This window comes from Streptomyces lincolnensis (genome assembly GCF_001685355.1).
Lineage (GTDB): Bacteria > Actinomycetota > Actinomycetes > Streptomycetales > Streptomycetaceae > Streptomyces > Streptomyces lincolnensis.
Genome location: NZ_CP016438.1, coordinates 4,722,536 through 4,738,589, shown reverse-complemented (window position 1 = coordinate 4,738,589; position 16,054 = coordinate 4,722,536). Strand labels below are relative to the sequence as shown.

15 protein-coding genes are annotated in these 16,054 nt (G+C 70.9%); 9 read left to right on the top strand and 6 right to left on the bottom strand.

What is annotated here, in order from left to right; all coding sequences use genetic code 11:
* Positions 1 to 22: 22 nt before the first annotated feature.
* Positions 23 to 949, bottom strand: coding sequence for a mycothiol synthase (mshD, locus tag SLINC_RS21005; RefSeq protein ID WP_067435324.1), 927 nt, complete (start codon positions 947 to 949; stop codon positions 23 to 25).
* Between the two features lie 184 nt (positions 950 to 1,133).
* On the opposite strand from mshD, the gene SLINC_RS21000 reads away from it, so the two are divergent.
* From SLINC_RS21000 to SLINC_RS20980, 6 genes are all read left to right on the top strand, one after another.
* Entirely contained in the window at positions 1,134 to 2,957 is a 1,824-nt protein-coding gene (locus SLINC_RS21000) for a bifunctional metallophosphatase/5'-nucleotidase (RefSeq protein WP_067435321.1), read from the top strand.
* A gap of 89 nt (positions 2,958 to 3,046) precedes the next feature.
* On the top strand, positions 3,047 to 4,237 hold the full coding sequence (locus SLINC_RS20995; protein WP_067435318.1) for an LmeA family phospholipid-binding protein: 1,191 nt from the start codon (positions 3,047 to 3,049) through the stop codon (positions 4,235 to 4,237).
* Positions 4,238 to 4,833: 596 nt separating this feature from the next.
* Positions 4,834 to 6,606: an ABC transporter ATP-binding protein gene (locus tag SLINC_RS20990; RefSeq protein ID WP_067435315.1), complete on the top strand. Its 1,773-nt coding sequence runs from the start codon at positions 4,834 to 4,836 to the stop codon at positions 6,604 to 6,606.
* A gap of 285 nt (positions 6,607 to 6,891) precedes the next feature.
* Positions 6,892 to 7,026 (top strand): DUF397 domain-containing protein, encoded by a 135-nt coding sequence (locus SLINC_RS46070; protein WP_079165140.1) that lies wholly within the window; start codon positions 6,892 to 6,894, stop codon positions 7,024 to 7,026.
* 288 nt (positions 7,027 to 7,314) lie between these two features.
* Positions 7,315 to 7,890: a hypothetical protein gene (locus SLINC_RS20985; protein WP_225988349.1), complete on the top strand. Its 576-nt coding sequence runs from the start codon at positions 7,315 to 7,317 to the stop codon at positions 7,888 to 7,890.
* Positions 7,887 to 8,270 (top strand): GntR family transcriptional regulator, encoded by a 384-nt coding sequence (locus tag SLINC_RS20980; RefSeq protein ID WP_067435312.1) that lies wholly within the window; start codon positions 7,887 to 7,889, stop codon positions 8,268 to 8,270. Before SLINC_RS20985 ends, SLINC_RS20980 begins: the two co-directional genes overlap by 4 nt.
* Before the next feature lie 3 nt (positions 8,271 to 8,273).
* Here the strand turns inward: SLINC_RS20980 and SLINC_RS20975 are convergent, their stop codons facing one another.
* The gene (locus tag SLINC_RS20975) at positions 8,274 to 9,398 is read right to left on the bottom strand and encodes a tetratricopeptide repeat protein (protein WP_225988348.1); all 1,125 of its coding nucleotides are present in this window, start codon (positions 9,396 to 9,398) and stop codon (positions 8,274 to 8,276) included.
* On the bottom strand, positions 9,395 to 10,651 hold the full coding sequence (locus SLINC_RS20970) for an ATP-binding protein (RefSeq protein WP_067435306.1): 1,257 nt from the start codon (positions 10,649 to 10,651) through the stop codon (positions 9,395 to 9,397). Before SLINC_RS20970 ends, SLINC_RS20975 begins: the two co-directional genes overlap by 4 nt.
* Positions 10,652 to 10,707: 56 nt before the next feature.
* Between SLINC_RS20970 and SLINC_RS20965 the strand changes: the two genes are divergently transcribed.
* Positions 10,708 to 10,938, top strand: coding sequence for a hypothetical protein (locus SLINC_RS20965; RefSeq protein WP_067435303.1), 231 nt, complete (start codon positions 10,708 to 10,710; stop codon positions 10,936 to 10,938).
* A gap of 6 nt (positions 10,939 to 10,944) precedes the next feature.
* Here the strand turns inward: SLINC_RS20965 and SLINC_RS20960 are convergent, their stop codons facing one another.
* Complete coding sequence (locus SLINC_RS20960) at positions 10,945 to 13,002, bottom strand: pectinesterase family protein (protein ID WP_067435300.1); 2,058 nt, start codon at positions 13,000 to 13,002, stop codon at positions 10,945 to 10,947.
* Positions 13,003 to 13,145: 143 nt separating this feature from the next.
* Here SLINC_RS20960 and SLINC_RS20955 point away from each other — a divergent pair, with 143 nt between their 5' ends.
* Together SLINC_RS20955 and SLINC_RS20950 are read left to right on the top strand one after the other, a co-directional pair.
* Positions 13,146 to 13,433, top strand: a complete 288-nt coding sequence (locus SLINC_RS20955) for a hypothetical protein (protein ID WP_067435297.1) — start codon at positions 13,146 to 13,148, stop codon at positions 13,431 to 13,433.
* On the top strand, positions 13,430 to 13,828 hold the full coding sequence (locus tag SLINC_RS20950) for a PIN domain-containing protein (protein ID WP_067435294.1): 399 nt from the start codon (positions 13,430 to 13,432) through the stop codon (positions 13,826 to 13,828). The genes SLINC_RS20955 and SLINC_RS20950 overlap by 4 nt, the downstream gene beginning before the upstream one ends.
* 15 nt (positions 13,829 to 13,843) lie before the next feature.
* Here the strand turns inward: SLINC_RS20950 and SLINC_RS20945 are convergent, their stop codons facing one another.
* A complete protein-coding gene (locus SLINC_RS20945) occupies positions 13,844 to 15,298 on the bottom strand; it encodes a sensor histidine kinase (RefSeq protein ID WP_067435292.1) in 1,455 nt (484 codons plus the stop codon).
* Positions 15,295 to 16,032, bottom strand: coding sequence for a response regulator transcription factor (locus tag SLINC_RS20940; RefSeq protein ID WP_067435290.1), 738 nt, complete (start codon positions 16,030 to 16,032; stop codon positions 15,295 to 15,297). Before SLINC_RS20940 ends, SLINC_RS20945 begins: the two co-directional genes overlap by 4 nt.
* Positions 16,033 to 16,054 lie beyond the last annotated feature (22 nt).

Genomic DNA, 16,054 nt, shown 5'->3' with positions numbered 1-16,054 from the left:
TCGCTGAACCCGGACAGGGTGCTCACGTCTCCGTGCGGTACATCAGGTCCGTCTCGTACGTCGTGAAGCCCAGCCGCTCGTACACCGACACCGCGGCCTTGTTGTCGGCGTCGACGTAGAGCATCGCCGTGGGCAGGCCCTGGGCGGCCAGGTGGCGCAGCCCGATCGTGGTGAGGGCCTTGCCGAGACCGCCGCCCTGGGCGCCCGGGCGGACACCCACGACGTAGACCTCGCCGAGGCGTTCCTCGGCGTGGACCTTGGTCCAGTGGAACCCGATGAGGTCCTCGCCGCGGAAGGCGAGGAAGAAGCCCGCCGGGTCGAACCAGGGTTCGGCCATACGGTCGTCCAGGTCACGCCTGCCCAGGGAGCCCTGCTCGGGATGGTGGGCGAAGGCGGCGGCGTTGACGGCGATCCAGGCGTCCTCGTCGGTGCCGGGGACGAAGCCGCGGACACTCACACCCTCGGGGAGCACCGGGTCGGGCAGGTCCAGGTCGGTCAGCGGGCGCCGCATCTGCCGCAGTTCGCGGAACAGGGTCAGCCCGAGGACCTGCGCGAGATGCCGGGCCGCCGAGTGCCCCCCGTGCGCCCACACCCGCAGCCGCTTGCCGGACGCGGCGAGGAGCGCGGACCCGAGGGCACGCCCGTGGCCGTGGCCGCGGTGCGAGGGGCGGACGACCAGTTCGGCCGCCGGCGCCTCCACGGGGTCGGTGTCCTCCAACTGGGCGTACCCGACCAGTTCTACCCCCACATACAGGAGCAAATGGGACACGCCCTCACGCGCCCCACCGCGCAACTGGAGCCGCCCCTGCTCCGACACCGCCTGCTGGCCGTCGCTGTCGGCGGCTTCCGCGAGCAGTCCGAGCACGGCCTCGGTCCGGTCCGGGGAGAGCGCGGAATGGGTCTCGATCGAGCGGGAGATGGCGGGCCGTGCCGTGTCGTCGCTGGTCATGCGTACGAGGGTAAGGGGAGGTCCGGGCAAAGTGGCGGCAAAGAAGCAACCAGGATGTAACCAGCAAACCTCTGTCGCGCTACGCGCGTTGACCCTAGGCTGCGCCGGGACGGGGGCCAGTCCTCATAGGGATCACCGGGGATCACCGGGGATCACCAGAACCAGCAGAAGCACAGGGGGGCGTATGCCAGCCATATCCCAGCCGCACCAGCCGGAGTCGGTGCGCCGCAGACGTCGTACGTACCGGCTCGTGGCGGCGGCCGCCGGGCTCGCCACCGTCGGCGCGCTCGCCGCGGCGCTGCCGGGGACCGCGACCGCGGGCCCGAGCAAGGGCAAGCCCGGGCACGCGTCGAGCCGTTACCAGGACGTCCAGCTGCTGTCCTTCAACGACCTGCACGGCAACCTGGAGCCCCCGTCCGGCTCCTCCGGCCGGGTCACCGAGCACCAGGAGGACGGCACCACCAAGACGATCGACGCCGGTGGTGTCGAGTACCTCGCCACGCACCTGCGCAACGCCCGCGACGGTCACAAGTACTCCATCACCGCGGCCGGCGGCGACATGGTGGGCGCCTCCCCGCTCATCTCGGGCCTCTTCCACGACGAGCCCACCATCGAGGCGCTGAACAAGCTCGACCTGGATGTCACGAGCGTCGGCAACCACGAGTTCGACGAGGGCGCCAAGGAGCTGGCCCGGCTCCAGAACGGCGGCTGCCACCCGACCGCCGGCTGCTACACCGACAAGAAGTTCGAGGGCGCCGACTTCCCCTACCTCGCGGCGAACGTCCTGGACGAGAAGACCGGCAGGCCGATCCTCAAGCCGTACTGGGTGTGGAAGAAGAAGGACGTCAAGGTCGGCTTCATCGGCGTGACCCTGGAGGACACCCCGGGGGTCGTCTCCGCCGAGGGCGTCAAGGGCCTGAAGTTCAAGGACGAGGCCGAGACGATCAACAAGTACGCCAAGGTGCTCCAGCGCCAGGGCGTGAAGTCGATCGTGGCCCTCATCCACGAGGGCGGCGCGCCGGCGTCGCAGACGTACAACTACGACTGTGACGCGCCCGGCGCCGGTGACGGCATCTCCGGCCCGATCGTCGACATCGCCAAGAACATCACGCCGTCCGTGGACGCGCTGGTCACCGGCCACACGCACGCCGCGTACGTCTGCACGATCCCGGACCCGTCGGGCAAGCCCCGCATGGTCACCTCGGCCGCCTCCTTCGGCCGCCTCTACACGGACACCACGCTGACGTACGACCGCTGGACCGGCGACATCGCCCGCACCTCGGTCAAGTCGGCGAACCACGTGGTCACCCGGACCGTCCCCAAGGCGACGGACATGACCGAGCTGATCAGCCGGTGGAACACCCTCGCGGCGCCCATCGGCAACCGCGCGATCGGCCACATCTCCGCCGACATCCCGAACGCGGGCACCGAGTCCCCGATGGGCGACCTCATCGCGGACGCGCAACTGGCGTACGGCAGGCAGCTCGACCCCGGGACCGACCTCGCGCTGATGAACCCGGGCGGTGTCCGGGCCGGTCTGACGTACGCGGCCAAGGGGACCGAGGGCGACGGCGTGGTGACCTACGCCGAGGGCTTCACCGTGCAGCCGTTCTCCAACACGGTCAACCTCCAGGACTTCACCGGCGCCCAGCTCATCAAGATCCTCCAGGAGCAGGTCAGCGGCTCGAACGCGGCCGCCCCGAAGATCCTGCTGCCGTCCGCGGGCCTGACGTACACGCTGGACCTGACGAAGACCGGCGCGGACCGGATCGTCGTCGACTCGGTCAGGCTGAACGGAGCCGCCGTCGACCCGGCGGCCACCTACCGCGTCGCGACGAACAGCTTCCTCGCGGGTGGCGGCGACGGCATCACCACGCTGGGCCAGGGCACGGGCGACCTGGTCGGCACCGACGACCTGGCGGCTCTGGAGCAGTACCTGACGGCCAACTCCTCGGCGGCCGACCCGATCGAGCCGCCGGCGGCGAACCGGATCACGATCGTCCAGTAGTTCGTGAACTGATCGCCAGTTCGTGAGCTGAGTCGCATACCAGCGGTTGAGGTTGCGGGTGGGGGGCATGCGCATGATCGGATGGATCGATGCGTTCCCCCCACCACATACCGACGCAGGGCAGTACGAATCCGTACGAGGAGCTGGGCTCCTGGGAGCCCGAAGGACCCCAGGAGATCCAGGAGTCCGTTGAGGACGATCCCTGGTCCCCGCCCCACCACGGCCGCAGTGGCCGTCGGCGACGGCGGGGACGGGGGCGGTTCGCCGGGCTCCCGTTCGCACTGAAGGCGGTCTGCGGCCTCGTCGCCCTGACCGCCTTCCTCGTTCTCGCCGACCGCTGGGCCGTGCTCTACGCCGAGCACCGGGCCTCGGACGCGCTGGAGGACCGGCTGAAGCTGAGCGCCGCGCCCGAGGTGGAGATCGGCGGCTTCCCCTTCCTCACCCAGGTCGCCGACAAGCGGCTGGACTCGGTGCGGGTCACCGTCCCGGACGTCGCCGCCGACCGGATCTCGCTGGCCCGGGTCTCGGCCACCGCCCGCGACATCCGGCTGGACGCGGACGGGCTGACCGACATACGGGGAGCGGACATCCGAGGCGTCGACGGTGACGTCCTCCTCTCCTTCGACGATCTGAACCGTGAACTCGGTGCCTCCCAGGTGACGTTCAGCGAGGACGGCCGGGACCGGATCCTGGCCCGGGGCACCCTGCCCGTCGCCGGGCACGATCTGCGGCTGCGGGCCGACGCGCGCATCCGGCGGGACGGTGACCGGGGCATCGACACCGAGGTCGGCGGAATGCGCCTGGACATCGGGGACCTGGCGACCTACCGCCCGGGCAGCGGTGCCTCCGAGGGGCTGCATCTCACCCGTGAGTCCGCCACCGCGCTGAGCCGTGAGACGCGCAAGGCGAGGGCGTTGCTGGCGGTGCCGTCGGTGGTGCGGGCGCTGGGCGTGCCCGACGCCACCGTGCGCGACGCGCTGAACTCCGAGGCGGCACTGTCCAAGCTGACCGGCCGCCCCGACTTCGTACGCCAGGCCATGGGCCTCAACCTCGTCGATCTCGCCCTGGAGAACCCGGAGTTGCTCCAGCGGCTCGGCTTCGACCCCGCCCTCCTCGACGCCCTGCCCCGCCTGACCCGCCCGGTCCTCGCCGACCGACTCTCCCTGGGCTTCCGGCTGCCCGAGCCGGAACGCGGGGACCTGCGGCTGCGGGACGTACGCGTGGCACAGGACGGCATCCGCGTACGGATCGCGGGCTCGGGCCTGGCCGTCGGCTCATAAATTCTGTGTTTATCCCCGAGGGAATTCACATCGAATCTTATTGAGGTCTCAGGTCTATCGGCCTTTTTGGCTGCGGAAATGCCGTAGTGTTTTCCATGTCGAAAGCGAACGGCGCGAACGACGCAGACGCAAAGGAGAACACGATGAGCTTCCACAAGATCGCCCCGGTGAAGAAGGCCCGCAAGCCCGCCCCGGCCCCCAAGAAGCACCAGTCGAAGAAGGCCGCGCCGAAGCGTCGCCCGGTCGGCCGCAAGGGCTGACAAAGAATTCGCCGAAGTAATTCAGAGAAACCTGAGCAACTCAATCTGCTCAAAGCAATTCACAGCTGTCTGCAAGGGATATGGACATGAGCTTCCGTAAGATCGCCCCCGTGAAGAAGAGCCACAAGCCCGCCGCCCCGGCCTGCAAGAAGCCCGCTCCGAAGAAGGCCGCGCCGAAGCGCCGTCCGGTCGCGCACCAGGGCTGAGGCGGGGACGCCACGAGGCGGGGTCGTCGGTCAGCGGGTCGTTCACAGACTCGCCGACCGGGGCCCCGCCTCGGCCATGTCCGGAGCACATGTCCGCAGGAAACAGCGGGAAACAAAGGGAGTTGCTGACATGAGGGAAGTCCGTGAGGCCTTCCGCCGTTTCTGGCCGCTGACCCGCGGGGACCGCAGGTGGCTGGCGGTGATCGTGACGTGCGTGGTGGTGGCCGCGCTCGCCGAGACCGCCTCGATCCTGCTGTTCGCGGAACTCACCGACAACGCCCTCCGGGCCGGTTCGCTCTCCGCCTTCTGGGGCCCGGCCGGCGCCTGGCTGGGTGTCGCCGTGCTCGGCGCGCTCGTCGGCTACCTCGGCAACTCGCTCGCCACCTGGACCGCGGAGAGATTCGTCCTGCGCCTGCGTGCGGACGTCTTCGGACATGTCCAGGACCTCCCACCCCACTTCTTCCAGAAGCACCGGCAGGGCGACCTGGTCGAACGCCTCACAGGAGACGTCGAGGCCATTGAACAGATGGTGGTCTCGGGAGTCGTCGGCACGGTCTCGGCGGCCTTCTCCGCCGTCTTCTACGCCTGCGCCGCCTTCTACCTCCGCTGGGACCTGGCCCTGGTCACCTTCGTCCTGGCGCCCCTCTTCCTCCTGGCCGCCCGCCGCTTCTCCGGCCGTATCAGGGAGGCCTCACGGGACGAGCGGGTCGCCGACGGCGCGATCACGTCGGTGGTGGAGGAGTCGCTGGGCCATGTGGTCCTCACCCAGGCCTACAACCGTCACGCCGACGAGGCGCGGCGCCTGGACCGCGAGGCCCGCGCCTGGATGAGGGCGTCCGTGCGCGGAGCGCGCCTGAGCGAGATGTACGAGCAGCTCGTGGAGGTCGTGGAGACGCTCTGCGTCCTGACGGTCATCGGCCTCGGCGTCTGGGAGATCTCCGCCGGCCGCATGACCCTCGGCCAACTCCTCGCCTTCGCCGCCTTCGTCGGCTACCTCTACCCGCCGATCCGCAGCCTCGGCCAACTCGGCCTCACCCTCACCGCCGCCACGGCGGGCGCCCGGCGCCTGGGCGAGATCCTGGACGCGCGGCCGTCGGTCACCGACCCGGAACGGCCGGTCCCCGCCTGGCCGGTGCACGGCCGGCTCGCCTTCCACGGAGTCTCCTTCCGCTACCCGAACGCCCCCCGGGACTCCCTCCACGACGTCTCCTTCACAGCCGCCCCCGGTGAGCTGGTGCTGATCACGGGCCCGAGCGGTGCCGGCAAGTCGACCCTGTCGAAACTGCTGACCCGCTTCTACGACCCTTCCCTCGGCACGATCACGCTGGACGGCGTCCCCCTCCCCGACCTGGGCCTCGGCTTCCTGCGCGAGAACATCGCCCTGCTCCCCCAGGAGACGCTGATCCTCAACGGCACGATCCGCGAGAACATCGCGTGCGGCCGCCCCGGCGCTTCCGACGCGGACATCGAACACGCCGCCCGCGCGGCCGCCGCCCACGACTTCGTCACCGCCCTCCCCGACGGCTACGACACCCCGCTCGCCCCCGGCACGGCAGCCCTCTCCGGCGGCCAGCTCAAACGCCTCACCATCGCCCGTGCCATCCTCCGCGCCGCCCCCGTCCTCGTCCTCGACGAACCCACCGCAGGCCTCGACTCCGTCGCCGCCCGCCGGATCATCCAGCCCCTCCGCCACCTCACCTCCGGCCGCACCACCCTCCTGATCACCCACGACCTCACCCTGGCCCCGGACGCGGACCGGATCCTGGTGATCGACGGGGGACGGTTGGCGGAGACGGGCACGCATGCGGAACTGGTGGCGCGGGGCGGGACTTACGCGCGGCTGGCCGGACCGTCACCGGCGGCGGTGACAGGCGCGGACGACACCTTGGTGCTCCGGCTGTGAGGTGTGGGCCCGCCGTCAGAGTGCCACGAGATCGACGACGTTGATCACGACGTGGCGGTTGGACACCACATAGGTGATGAAGCCGCCTTGGAAGGCCGCCGACCAGCTCGGAGCAGCCCCGCCCCGACCCCCGGTCGCCGAGCAGCCGTTGGCCGCGTCCCGCTACCGTCCCGCCCACATCTGCCCCTGTGAGCGTGAACAGATCATGCAGCGCCGTATGAACGGGACGCTGACGCTGCTCCGGCAGAAGGACGGAAGTGCCGTTGCCTACAAGGAAGGCAACGGCTGCAGCCGGTTGATCGAAGATCCGGACGAGGTCCTGCGACAGTTCCCGTCCGCGACAGCAAGGTCCCCGACGGTCAGGTGCTGCTCTTCGGCGCGTCCTCGTGGGCGTCCTTTCTGGCGGAGCTCAAGGGCTGACCAACCCCGCCCTCTTGTATCAAGCAGTTGACACAAGTTCCCGGTCGCGGCATCTTGTACTCACCGCTTGATACAAGAATGGCAGCCACGCTCACGGGGGTCCCCGCATGCTCGACACCGTCCCGGCCGAATCCCGGCTCCGCGCCCATGCCGACCGCTGTGCCCGGTGGGCGGGCCTGGTCGCGGGCGTCGTCGTCGCCCAACTGCTGGCCCGTATGGACTCCGACGACCTCGGCGCGGGGGTCCTGTACGCGCTCGCCGCGTTCGGTCTGTGTGCCGTGGGGGGGTGTGCTGCTGGGCGACGCCCTCGCCCCGCGTCCCCGGGCGGTGGTCCGCACCGCGGGGCTCACCCCGCGCCGGGTGCGCGACCAGGTGCCGCCCCGTATGACGCGGCTCCTGCTGATCCAGGCCGCGTCCTTCGTTCTTCTGCTGACGGTCACGACCGCGGTGGCCTCCCCCGACGACCTGGGCAGGGCGGGCCGGGCCCTCGCCGTCACGTGCGGGGGTGTGACCGAGGTCCACAGCCCCTGGCCGGGCAGCTTCTACGCCGTCCCGATCGGCGTCTCCCTCGCCGTCGGAACCGCCGTGTGCGCCTGGGCCCTGCGCCGGATCGCGCACCGGCCGGGCGAGGAACAGGAGCGCCGGGACCGCTCGTCGGCGATCACGGCGGCCTGGGGGCTGCTGGTCTCGACCCAGCTGCTCGGCGCGGCCACGACGACCAGCGGCGCGCTGACGAGCACGACCTGCGACGGCGCGATCGGCACGGCCGCCGTGGTGCTGCTCGCCCCGCTGGTCCTGCTCGCCCTGTTCACCGTGGCCTGGTCCCTCTTCACGGTGCTGGCACCGCGGACGGCCCGACGATGACCGGCCCGACCCTGCGCGTCGACACCACGAGCCCGGTCCCGCCGTACGAGCAGATCCGGGCCCAGCTCGCCACGCTGATCGGCACCGGTCGGCTGGCGACGGGCGAACGCCTGCCGACCGTCCGTCAGCTCGCCGCCGACCTGGGCCTGTCACCGGGCACCGTGGCCCGCGCCTACCGCGAGCTGGAGGCCGCGGAGCTGATCCGCACCCGGCGTGGCGCGGGCACCCGGGTCGCGGCGCTCCCGGTCGGCCCGACGCGGGCCGACCCCGCCCGACTCGCCGCTCTGGCACGGGACTTCGCCGTCCAGGCACGCGCCCTCGGTGGCGCCCCCGAAGAGATCCTGGACGCCGTGCGGGAGGCCCTGGACGACAGGGACTAGAGGTCAGCCCTTCTTCCGGTCGAACCAGATCGTCGCCGCCGTAGGCACCAACCCCGCCCAGAAGATCACCTGAGGAAGCGTGCGGTCCGTCCAGGGGAGCTGGGTGAGGACGAGGGCGCAGAGCATGGCCCAGGCGGACTGGGTGAGGACGATGCGGGACCAGGGGTGGCGGTGGAGGAGGGAGGTGAGGTTGACCTTGATGCCCTGGCGGAGGCGGCGGTAGCGCAGTGCGGCGCCCAGGGTCCAGATCGCGGCCATCGGGACGAGGTTCCACAGGCGCTGGCCGAGGGGGAGGGGGAGGTCGCGCTGGGCCTCGCCGGCGACGGCGAAGAGGTCGAGGCCGGTGCCGGCGAGGGCGACGCAGAGGAGGGCGAGCCAGCGGATGCCGCGCAGAAGGCGGTAGGAGGCCTGGTCGAGGCCCTGTCGCATGGGTGCGGAGTCGGGGGCGGAGGCGAGCGCGTCGGCGTACAGGGTGGCCGCCTCGGTGGCCTTGACGCCGGGGGCGGCGGCCGCCTTCCCGGTACGGCGTTCCAGGGCGGCCTTGTGCTGCGGGTCGAGGCGGAGGATGGCCTCGTCCAGCCGGTCGGCGACGGTCCGGTTGCCCGCCAGGTCGGCGATGCCCCACGCCACCTCGTAGGGGAACACCTCCTCCGGTGCCAGCCGGATCGCCTCCTGGGCGAGCTCGCCGGACTCGCGCAGGAAGGCGTCCATGGCCTCGCGGGTCACCGCGCCGCCGTGCTCCTTGCCGTAGCGCAGCGCCCGGATGCGGAACAGCCAGTTCGCGAGCAGCGCGTAGCCGTACCAGAACTCGGGGTCGAGGCGGATGGCCTCGCGCAGGACGTCCTCGGTCTCCAGGAAGCGGCCGCCGACGGCCTGGAGGGCACGCGCGTGCATGATGAGCGCGTCGACGTGCTCGGCGTCGAGGGCGAGGGCGCGTTCGGTCGCCTCCAGCGCCCGGTCCGCCTCGCCCTCCCCGCTCAGATGGCAGCGGGCCAGGTCGATCCAGGCGCGGATGTCGTCCGGGTCCTCGGCGAGCCGCTGTCCGAGCAGCGCCTTGGCCTCGTCGTAGCGCCCCAGCTCGTAGAGGGCGCGGGCCCGCTCCACGGCGGGGTGCATGACGGTACTCACAGCTTGCGCCTCTTCTTCAGGTAGGCGACCAGGTCGTCGTACATCCCGCCCTCGTTGGCGAACATCGCCACGTTCCGGGCGGAGGCGAACCACGGCTCGGCCGACGGGACGACGTCCTTCGCCGCGGCCAGCAGGTCCTTCATGCCGATCATGCGTACGGTGCCGGAGCGGGCGGAGTCGAGCAGCGCCCGTTCGGCCGCCGCCTCGCAGACGTGCGCGAGGTCGGCGCCGGACAGTCCGTCGGTCACCTTGGCCAGCTTGCCCAGGTCGACGTTCTCGATGGGGCGTTCCCGCAGGTGGTAGCGGAGGATCGCCTCGCGGGCGGGGCCGTCCGGCGGCAGGACGAGCAGCGTGCGGTCCAGGCGGCCGGGGCGGCGCAGCGCGTTGTCCACGTCCCAGGGCACATTGGTCGCGGCCAGCACGAACACGCCCTCGTTGGCCTCCGCCGAGCTGATGCCGTCCAGCTCGGTGAGCAGCTGGTTGACGGTGTTGCGCATCCCGCTGTGGGCCGTACGGCTGCGCTTGGCGCCGAGCGCGTCCAGCTCGTCGAGGAAGACCACGCAGGGTGCCCGGCGGCGGGCGGTCTGGAAGATCTCGTGCATGTTGCGCTCGGAGTTGCCGATCCACATGTCGAGGACGTCGTTCACCGACACGGAGAGGAAGGAGGCGCCGAGTTCACCGGCGACCGCCCGCGCGATGAACGTCTTGCCGCAGCCGGGCGGGCCGTACAGCAGCAGTCCGCCGCGCAGGCTCTTGCCGTACAGCTTGCGCAGTTCGGGGTTGCGCAGGGGCGCGAGGAAGGCGGCCTCCAGGCGGTCCTTCACCTCCCGCATGCCACCGACGTCCGCCAGCCGTACGGTGCCGGGCGCCTCCACGTCCCACGCCTCGGCCTCGGCCTCCCCGGGATCGTCCTGCCCGTCCGCCCGGACCGGCGACTCGACGAACCGCGGCGGCACGACGTCCCCGACCTGCTCCTCGGCGGCCTTCCAGTCGAACCCCGGGCGCCGCGGGGGCTGTTGCCGCGCCGGCACCTCCATCGCCCGCCCCGGCACCTCCATCGCCCGCATCATCAGCTCCCGCGCCCGCACGTCCCCCGGCGCGTGCTGGAGCGCGGCGGCCGCCTCGGCGACGGCGGCCTCCGACCGGCCCTCGTTCAGGAGGAGTTCGGCCAGGTGCAGCCGCAGGGGTACGTCCGCGGGGGCCGCGGCGACGGCCGTTCGCAGGCTCTGTATGAGAGGGGAGTCGTCCGGCATGATCCGTGGCCTACGCAGAGAGGCCGGACGTCGTTGATGATGTCCCGGTGACTCAAGTGACCGTTCGCATCAGCACAGTGATCTCGGCCGTCGGCGTCCTCGCCGCCACGGTGCTTCTCGTCGGCGCCGTTCTCCAGTACCGGGACGGCGCGTCCCCGCTCTGGGTGGTGCTGGGCGGGGTGATCCTGCTGAGCGCCGCCCTCACGCTGGTGGGCGATGTCCGCCACTCCCGCCGACGGCTTCCGGGGGAGTGGCGGACCGAGGAACAGGACGCGATCAGCGACTGACGGTCGTCAGGAGGCGGCCGGTGTCCAGCCGGCCAGCCAGTCGGAGACCTCCTGCCCGGCGGCCTGCGCGTCGGTCAGGTGCGGGCGCTCGGAGCCCGCGGCACCCGCGCCCGCGCCGGTGTTCTTGTACTCGGCGAAGCGGTCGTCCTTCCAGGAGAAGCCGCTCATGTCGGTCCAGGGGGTGGTCCGGATCGCGGCGCTGAGGGTGGTGTTGCGAATCGTGGTCTGCGGGTCGAGGCTCGCGTCACCGCCGGCGTGCCAGGGGCGGCCGAGGTAGAAGGTGCGGTCGGAGACACCGCCGTTCACCGTGGAGTTGGCGATCAGGATGCCCCTGCGGTTGGCGGCCGTGGAGGGGGCGGTGATGTAGCCGGCCGAGGTGCCGTTCCAGCGCTTCTTGAGGGTGATGACCGACCCGTCGATCACCGCGGTCGCCCGGCCGAAGATGAAGTCGACGTTGCCCACGATGTAGGAGTTCTTCATGTAGACCCGGCCGAGCCTGTCCTTGGCGGCCGTGTCCAGCAACAGGGTGTCCTGGTCGCCCTCGACGATGATCGAGTCCAGGAACACCTTGTCGGAGGCGGTGCGCAGGGCGACGGCCTGGTGCCCGGACAGGGACTGGTTGGCGGCCTCGTCGAAGTCGTTGGAGACGGTCAGGTTGCGGGCCTGGAAGTCGTCGGCCTCGACGGCGACGGTGGCGCTGCCGCCGGTGCCGTACGTGCCGCCGCCGGGCTTCGGGGTCCCCGACGCGTTGTTGTAGACGATCGTCGTGTCCTTACGGCTGCCGCCCGTGCCCTGGATGGTGACGTGCGGCTTGTTGGAGGGGACCTTGACGAGCTCGCGGTACGTCCCCGGCTTCACGGCGATCACGACGCGGGAGGGGTTGTTCGCCGGTACGGCGTTCACGGCGGCCTGCACGGTCGTGTACTGGCCGGTGCCGTCCTTGGCGACGGTGAGGGTGGTCGCGGCGGCGGCCTTGGTGCTGGCGGTGGATGCCGTACCGATGGAACCGCGGGGCCCGGCACCGGACTTGAGGAGGCCGGGCACGTCGGCCGTCCTGTCGGCGGTGTAGCCGTAGTACGACTTCGGGTCGAAGGCCGTGCCGCCGCTCTCGTTGCGGCCGGTCGTGGAGACGAAGGTGTTGCCCTTCTGGACCAGGCTCGCGGTGCTGTCCTTGATGACGGGGTTGTTCATGCCCTGGAAGTAGGAGTTCTCCAGGAGCATCTTCGTCTTCCCGCGCGCGTAGTTGCCGTAGGACGACTTGATGGTCGTGCCGGCCACGTCCTCCAGGAAGTTGTTGTACAGGTGCGCGTGGGCGGCGTTGTCCGTGGAGGGGTTGCGCTGCTCGGTCTCGCGGATCCAGTTGTGGTGGACGGTGATGTCGGTGACGACGTTGTCCGTCCAGCCGATGCCGAAGGCCTTGTTGTCGTTGCCGAGCTTGTTCCAGGAGACGGTGACGTTGGTGGTGTCCTTGCGGACGTCGATGAGACCGTCGGCCATGTTCCGCAGGTCGTTGTGGTCGATCCAGACGTGGTGGGCCCCGTCCATCTGGATCGCGTCGAAGTCGTGCTCCTTGTCGTTCCACACGCCCTGGTAGGCGTCCCGGACGGTCAGGTTCCGGATGATGACGTTGTGGACGCCCGACCCGAGGAAGAAGCCGCCGCCGACGATGTGCCCGGAGGTCCCGGCACCGACGATGGTCTTGTCCGACCGGACCTTGATCTCCTTCCCGACGGGGTTCATGGTGATGGTCGCGGCGACGACGATGACGTACGGCTCGGCGGCCGTCGCGTACTTCTCCAGGTCGGCGAGCGTCTTCACGGTGACCGTCTTGCCGTCCCGGCCGCCATAAGTACCGTTCTGCCCGAGCGAGTTGACGGAGGCGAAGCCGTCGGCGGTATCGGCCGCCCACGCGGGAGCGGCGGCCGCGGCGGCCTCCGCCTGCGCCCCGACGCCGAACACCGTGCCGTACGACATGACCCCGGCGGCCGTCAGCGCCAGGGGGACACCGGCCGCCAGGGCCGTCCTGCTTCTGCGGTGGCGTGCCTTGCTGCGGATCTCACTCATGCGGGTTCCGTTCCGTGCGGGGGATGGACCGCTGTGGAGTCGCCACCGGGGGCGGGGAGGTTGCCGGCCCCGGCTGAGCACGATCGGGTGAAGGCGCGGGAGGAACGGGGCAGGAGGTGCTGGGGTGTGGCTATGGTGGGGCTATGGCAGACACCACCACCATCCAGGTCTCCAAGCAGGCACGCGACCACCTCGCCCAGGTGGCGAAAGAGCGGGGGATGACCTTGGGGCAGCTTGTCGAGGAGCTGGCTGGCCAGCAGCTCACGGCCGAGCAGATCGCTGAGCGCGTGGCCACGACTCGGAAGGTCCTGCGCGAGCGCATGGGCTGCACGCTCTCGGACGAGGAGTTCGATCAGGGGCCCGACGTCCTGGGCAACGTGTACGCGATGGCCGCCGAGAAGATGCACGCTCTCCGAGGACAGGCCGCGTGATCATTCTCGACACCAGCGCGGTGGTCGCGCTCGCTCAAGGACATCGCGCGCTCCACCACCTCGCCGACAATGTGGCGCACACGCCGGGCGACTGGCTGCACGTTCCGGCGCTGTGCCTCATGTACGCGGAATCGCAGGAGAAGGGCCTCGCGAGCGACGTACTCGCGCTGCCCGGTGTCATGGTCGACCCTCTCACCCAGACCGCCGCGGCCACGGTCGGCGCGATGCACAGGGACGGCTGGGGTGGTACCGACGTCTGCCACACGCTCTACGTCGCGACGCCGCACCAGGAGACCGGTGGCATGTCGATCATCCTGACCGGGCGGGAGGACGACTATCCGCCGGGCATGCTCACCGTCGACATCGACTCCCCCGGCATGCTCGGCTTCCACTGACCCCGTCCGCGCACCCTACGCAACTCCCCCCGCAGCCGTGTCCGGCGCTTCCGGTGGAGGTGTCGGGGCCCCCGGGAGCCGTACCGTCGCCACCGTGCCGCCGTCCTGGGCGCGGGTCAGGGTCACCTCGCCGCCGGCCTGCTGGACCGTGCGGGCCACGATGGACAGGCCGAGGCCGGAGCCGGGGAGGGCGCGGGCGCTCGGGGAGCGCCAGAAGCGGTCGAAGACGTGGGGGAGTTCGTCCTCGGGGATGCCCGGGCCGTGGTCGCGGACCGTGAGGACACCCTCGCCGAGCCGGACCTCGACGCTGCCGCCGTCCGGGCTGAACTTCACCGCGTTGTCCAGGATGTTGACCACCGCGCGTTCGAGAGCGGCCGGTTCCGCCCGGACGTACCAGGGCTGGAGGTCGGCGGTGATGGTCAGCTCGGGGCCGCGGAGCCGTGCGCGGCGCAGCGCCGACTCGACGGTGTCCTCCAGCGCGATCACCTGGACACGCTCACCCCGCTGTCCCTCCGAGCGGGACAGCTCCTGCAAGTCCCCGATCAGCGCCGCCAGTTCGGTCATCTGCGCCTTCACCGAGGCGAGCAGCGCCTTGCGGTCCGCCTCCGGGATCGGGCGGCCCGTCTCCTCGCTGCGGGTGAGGAGCTCGATGTTCGTACGAAGGGAGGTGAGGGGCGTGCGGAGCTCGTGCCCGGCGTCCGCGATGAGCTGTTGTTGCATCTCCCGGGAGCTGGCCAGGGAGGAGGTCATGGAGTTGAAGGAGCGGGAGAGGCGGGCGACCTCGTCGTCGCTGTCCTCCTCCACCGGGATCCGAATGGTCAGATCCTCGGTACGGGCCACGTGCTCGACGGCCTCGGTGAGCTTGTCGACAGGACGCAGACCGGCCCGGGCGACGGTGAGACCGGCGGCACCGGCACCGACGACCCCGACGCCGGAGACGAGCAGGAGGATGAGTGCGAGTTCGTTGAGCGTGGACTGGGTGCCCTTGAGGGGGGTCGCGAAGAGTACGGCGACTCCCCGCCCGTCGTTCGTGTCGACGCCCAGGTACAGCGTCAGCACACGGACGGCGTTGCCGTTCTCGTCGGTGCCGTTGCGGACGAAGCCCACCTTCGCGTTCGCGCCCCTGATGACCTCCCGGTCGGCCTCGGTGACCTTGACCGTGCCCGCCGAGGTCGGGTCGACGCAGGGGGCGCCGCTCTCCTTGATCGCCTGGACGTAGTCGTTCCGGCGGGGGGTCTGGCTGTTGTCCAGCGGGGTCTGCGTGCACCGCCCGAGGAGCGCCTGGGCCGTGCCCGGCCGCCGCATCATGTCCTTCAGACCGGCGTCGACCTGCTCGTACAGCTTCCCCTGCACGATGAACCAGCACGTCACCGACACCGCCGCCACCGCGAACGCCACAGCCGCCGCGACGAGGAGGGCCAGCCGGGAGCGGATCGGCAGGGACCGGTACCGGCGCATCACACGCCTCACTCCGCGCCACCTTGGCGCAGCACATACCCCACCCCGCGCACCGTGTGCACGAGCCGCGGCTCGCCGCCCGCCTCGGTCTTGCGGCGCAGGTACATGACGTAGACGTCCAGGGAGTTGGACGAGGGCTCGAAGTCGAAGCCCCAGACCGCCTTCAGGATCTGCTCGCGCGTGAGGACCTGGCGCGGATGGGCCATGAACATCTCCAGGAGCGTGAACTCCGTACGGGTCAGTTCCACCGCCCGCCCGCCCCGCGTGACCTCGCGCGTCGCGAGGTCCATGCGCAGGTCGGCGAAGGTGAGGGCCTCGTCGTCCTCGACGGCGTTCGATCCGGAGGCCGCCGCGTAGGAGCTGCGACGCAGCAACGCGCGGACCCGGGCGAAGAGTTCGTCCAGCTCGAACGGCTTGACGAGGTAGTCGTCGGCGCCCGCGTCGAGCCCGGTGACCCGGTCGCCGACGGTGTCGCGGGCCGTCAGCATCAGGATCGGCGTGGTGTCGCCGGCGCCGCGGATCCGGCGGGCGGCGGTCAGGCCGTCCATGCGGGGCATCTGGATGTCCAGGACCACCAGGTCGGGCCGGTAGGCGGCCGCCTTCTCCAGGGCGTCCGCGCCGTCGACCGCGACCTCCGTGTCGTAGCCCTCGAAGGCGAGGCTGCGCTGGAGGGCTTCGCGCACCGCCGGCTCGTCGTCGACGATCAGGATGCGCTGGGTGTCACGGTCGCCATCGGCGGAGCTCATGGGCTTGGTTCCTCGGGATGCG

Bases quoted from the DNA above. Each gene is read 5' to 3' on its own strand.
- mshD (WP_067435324.1), bottom strand. From the start codon at position 949: ATGACCAGCGACGACACGGCACGGCCCGCCATCTCCCGCTCGATCGAG.
- SLINC_RS21000 (WP_067435321.1), top strand. From the start codon at position 1,134: ATGCCAGCCATATCCCAGCCGCACCAGCCGGAGTCGGTGCGCCGCAGA.
- SLINC_RS20995 (WP_067435318.1), top strand. From the start codon at position 3,047: ATGCGTTCCCCCCACCACATACCGACGCAGGGCAGTACGAATCCGTAC.
- SLINC_RS20990 (WP_067435315.1), top strand. From the start codon at position 4,834: ATGAGGGAAGTCCGTGAGGCCTTCCGCCGTTTCTGGCCGCTGACCCGC.
- SLINC_RS20980 (WP_067435312.1), top strand. From the start codon at position 7,887: ATGACCGGCCCGACCCTGCGCGTCGACACCACGAGCCCGGTCCCGCCG.
- SLINC_RS20970 (WP_067435306.1), bottom strand. From the start codon at position 10,651: ATGCCGGACGACTCCCCTCTCATACAGAGCCTGCGAACGGCCGTCGCC.
- SLINC_RS20960 (WP_067435300.1), bottom strand. From the start codon at position 13,002: ATGAGTGAGATCCGCAGCAAGGCACGCCACCGCAGAAGCAGGACGGCC.
- SLINC_RS20955 (WP_067435297.1), top strand. From the start codon at position 13,146: ATGGCAGACACCACCACCATCCAGGTCTCCAAGCAGGCACGCGACCAC.
- SLINC_RS20940 (WP_067435290.1), bottom strand. From the start codon at position 16,032: ATGAGCTCCGCCGATGGCGACCGTGACACCCAGCGCATCCTGATCGTC.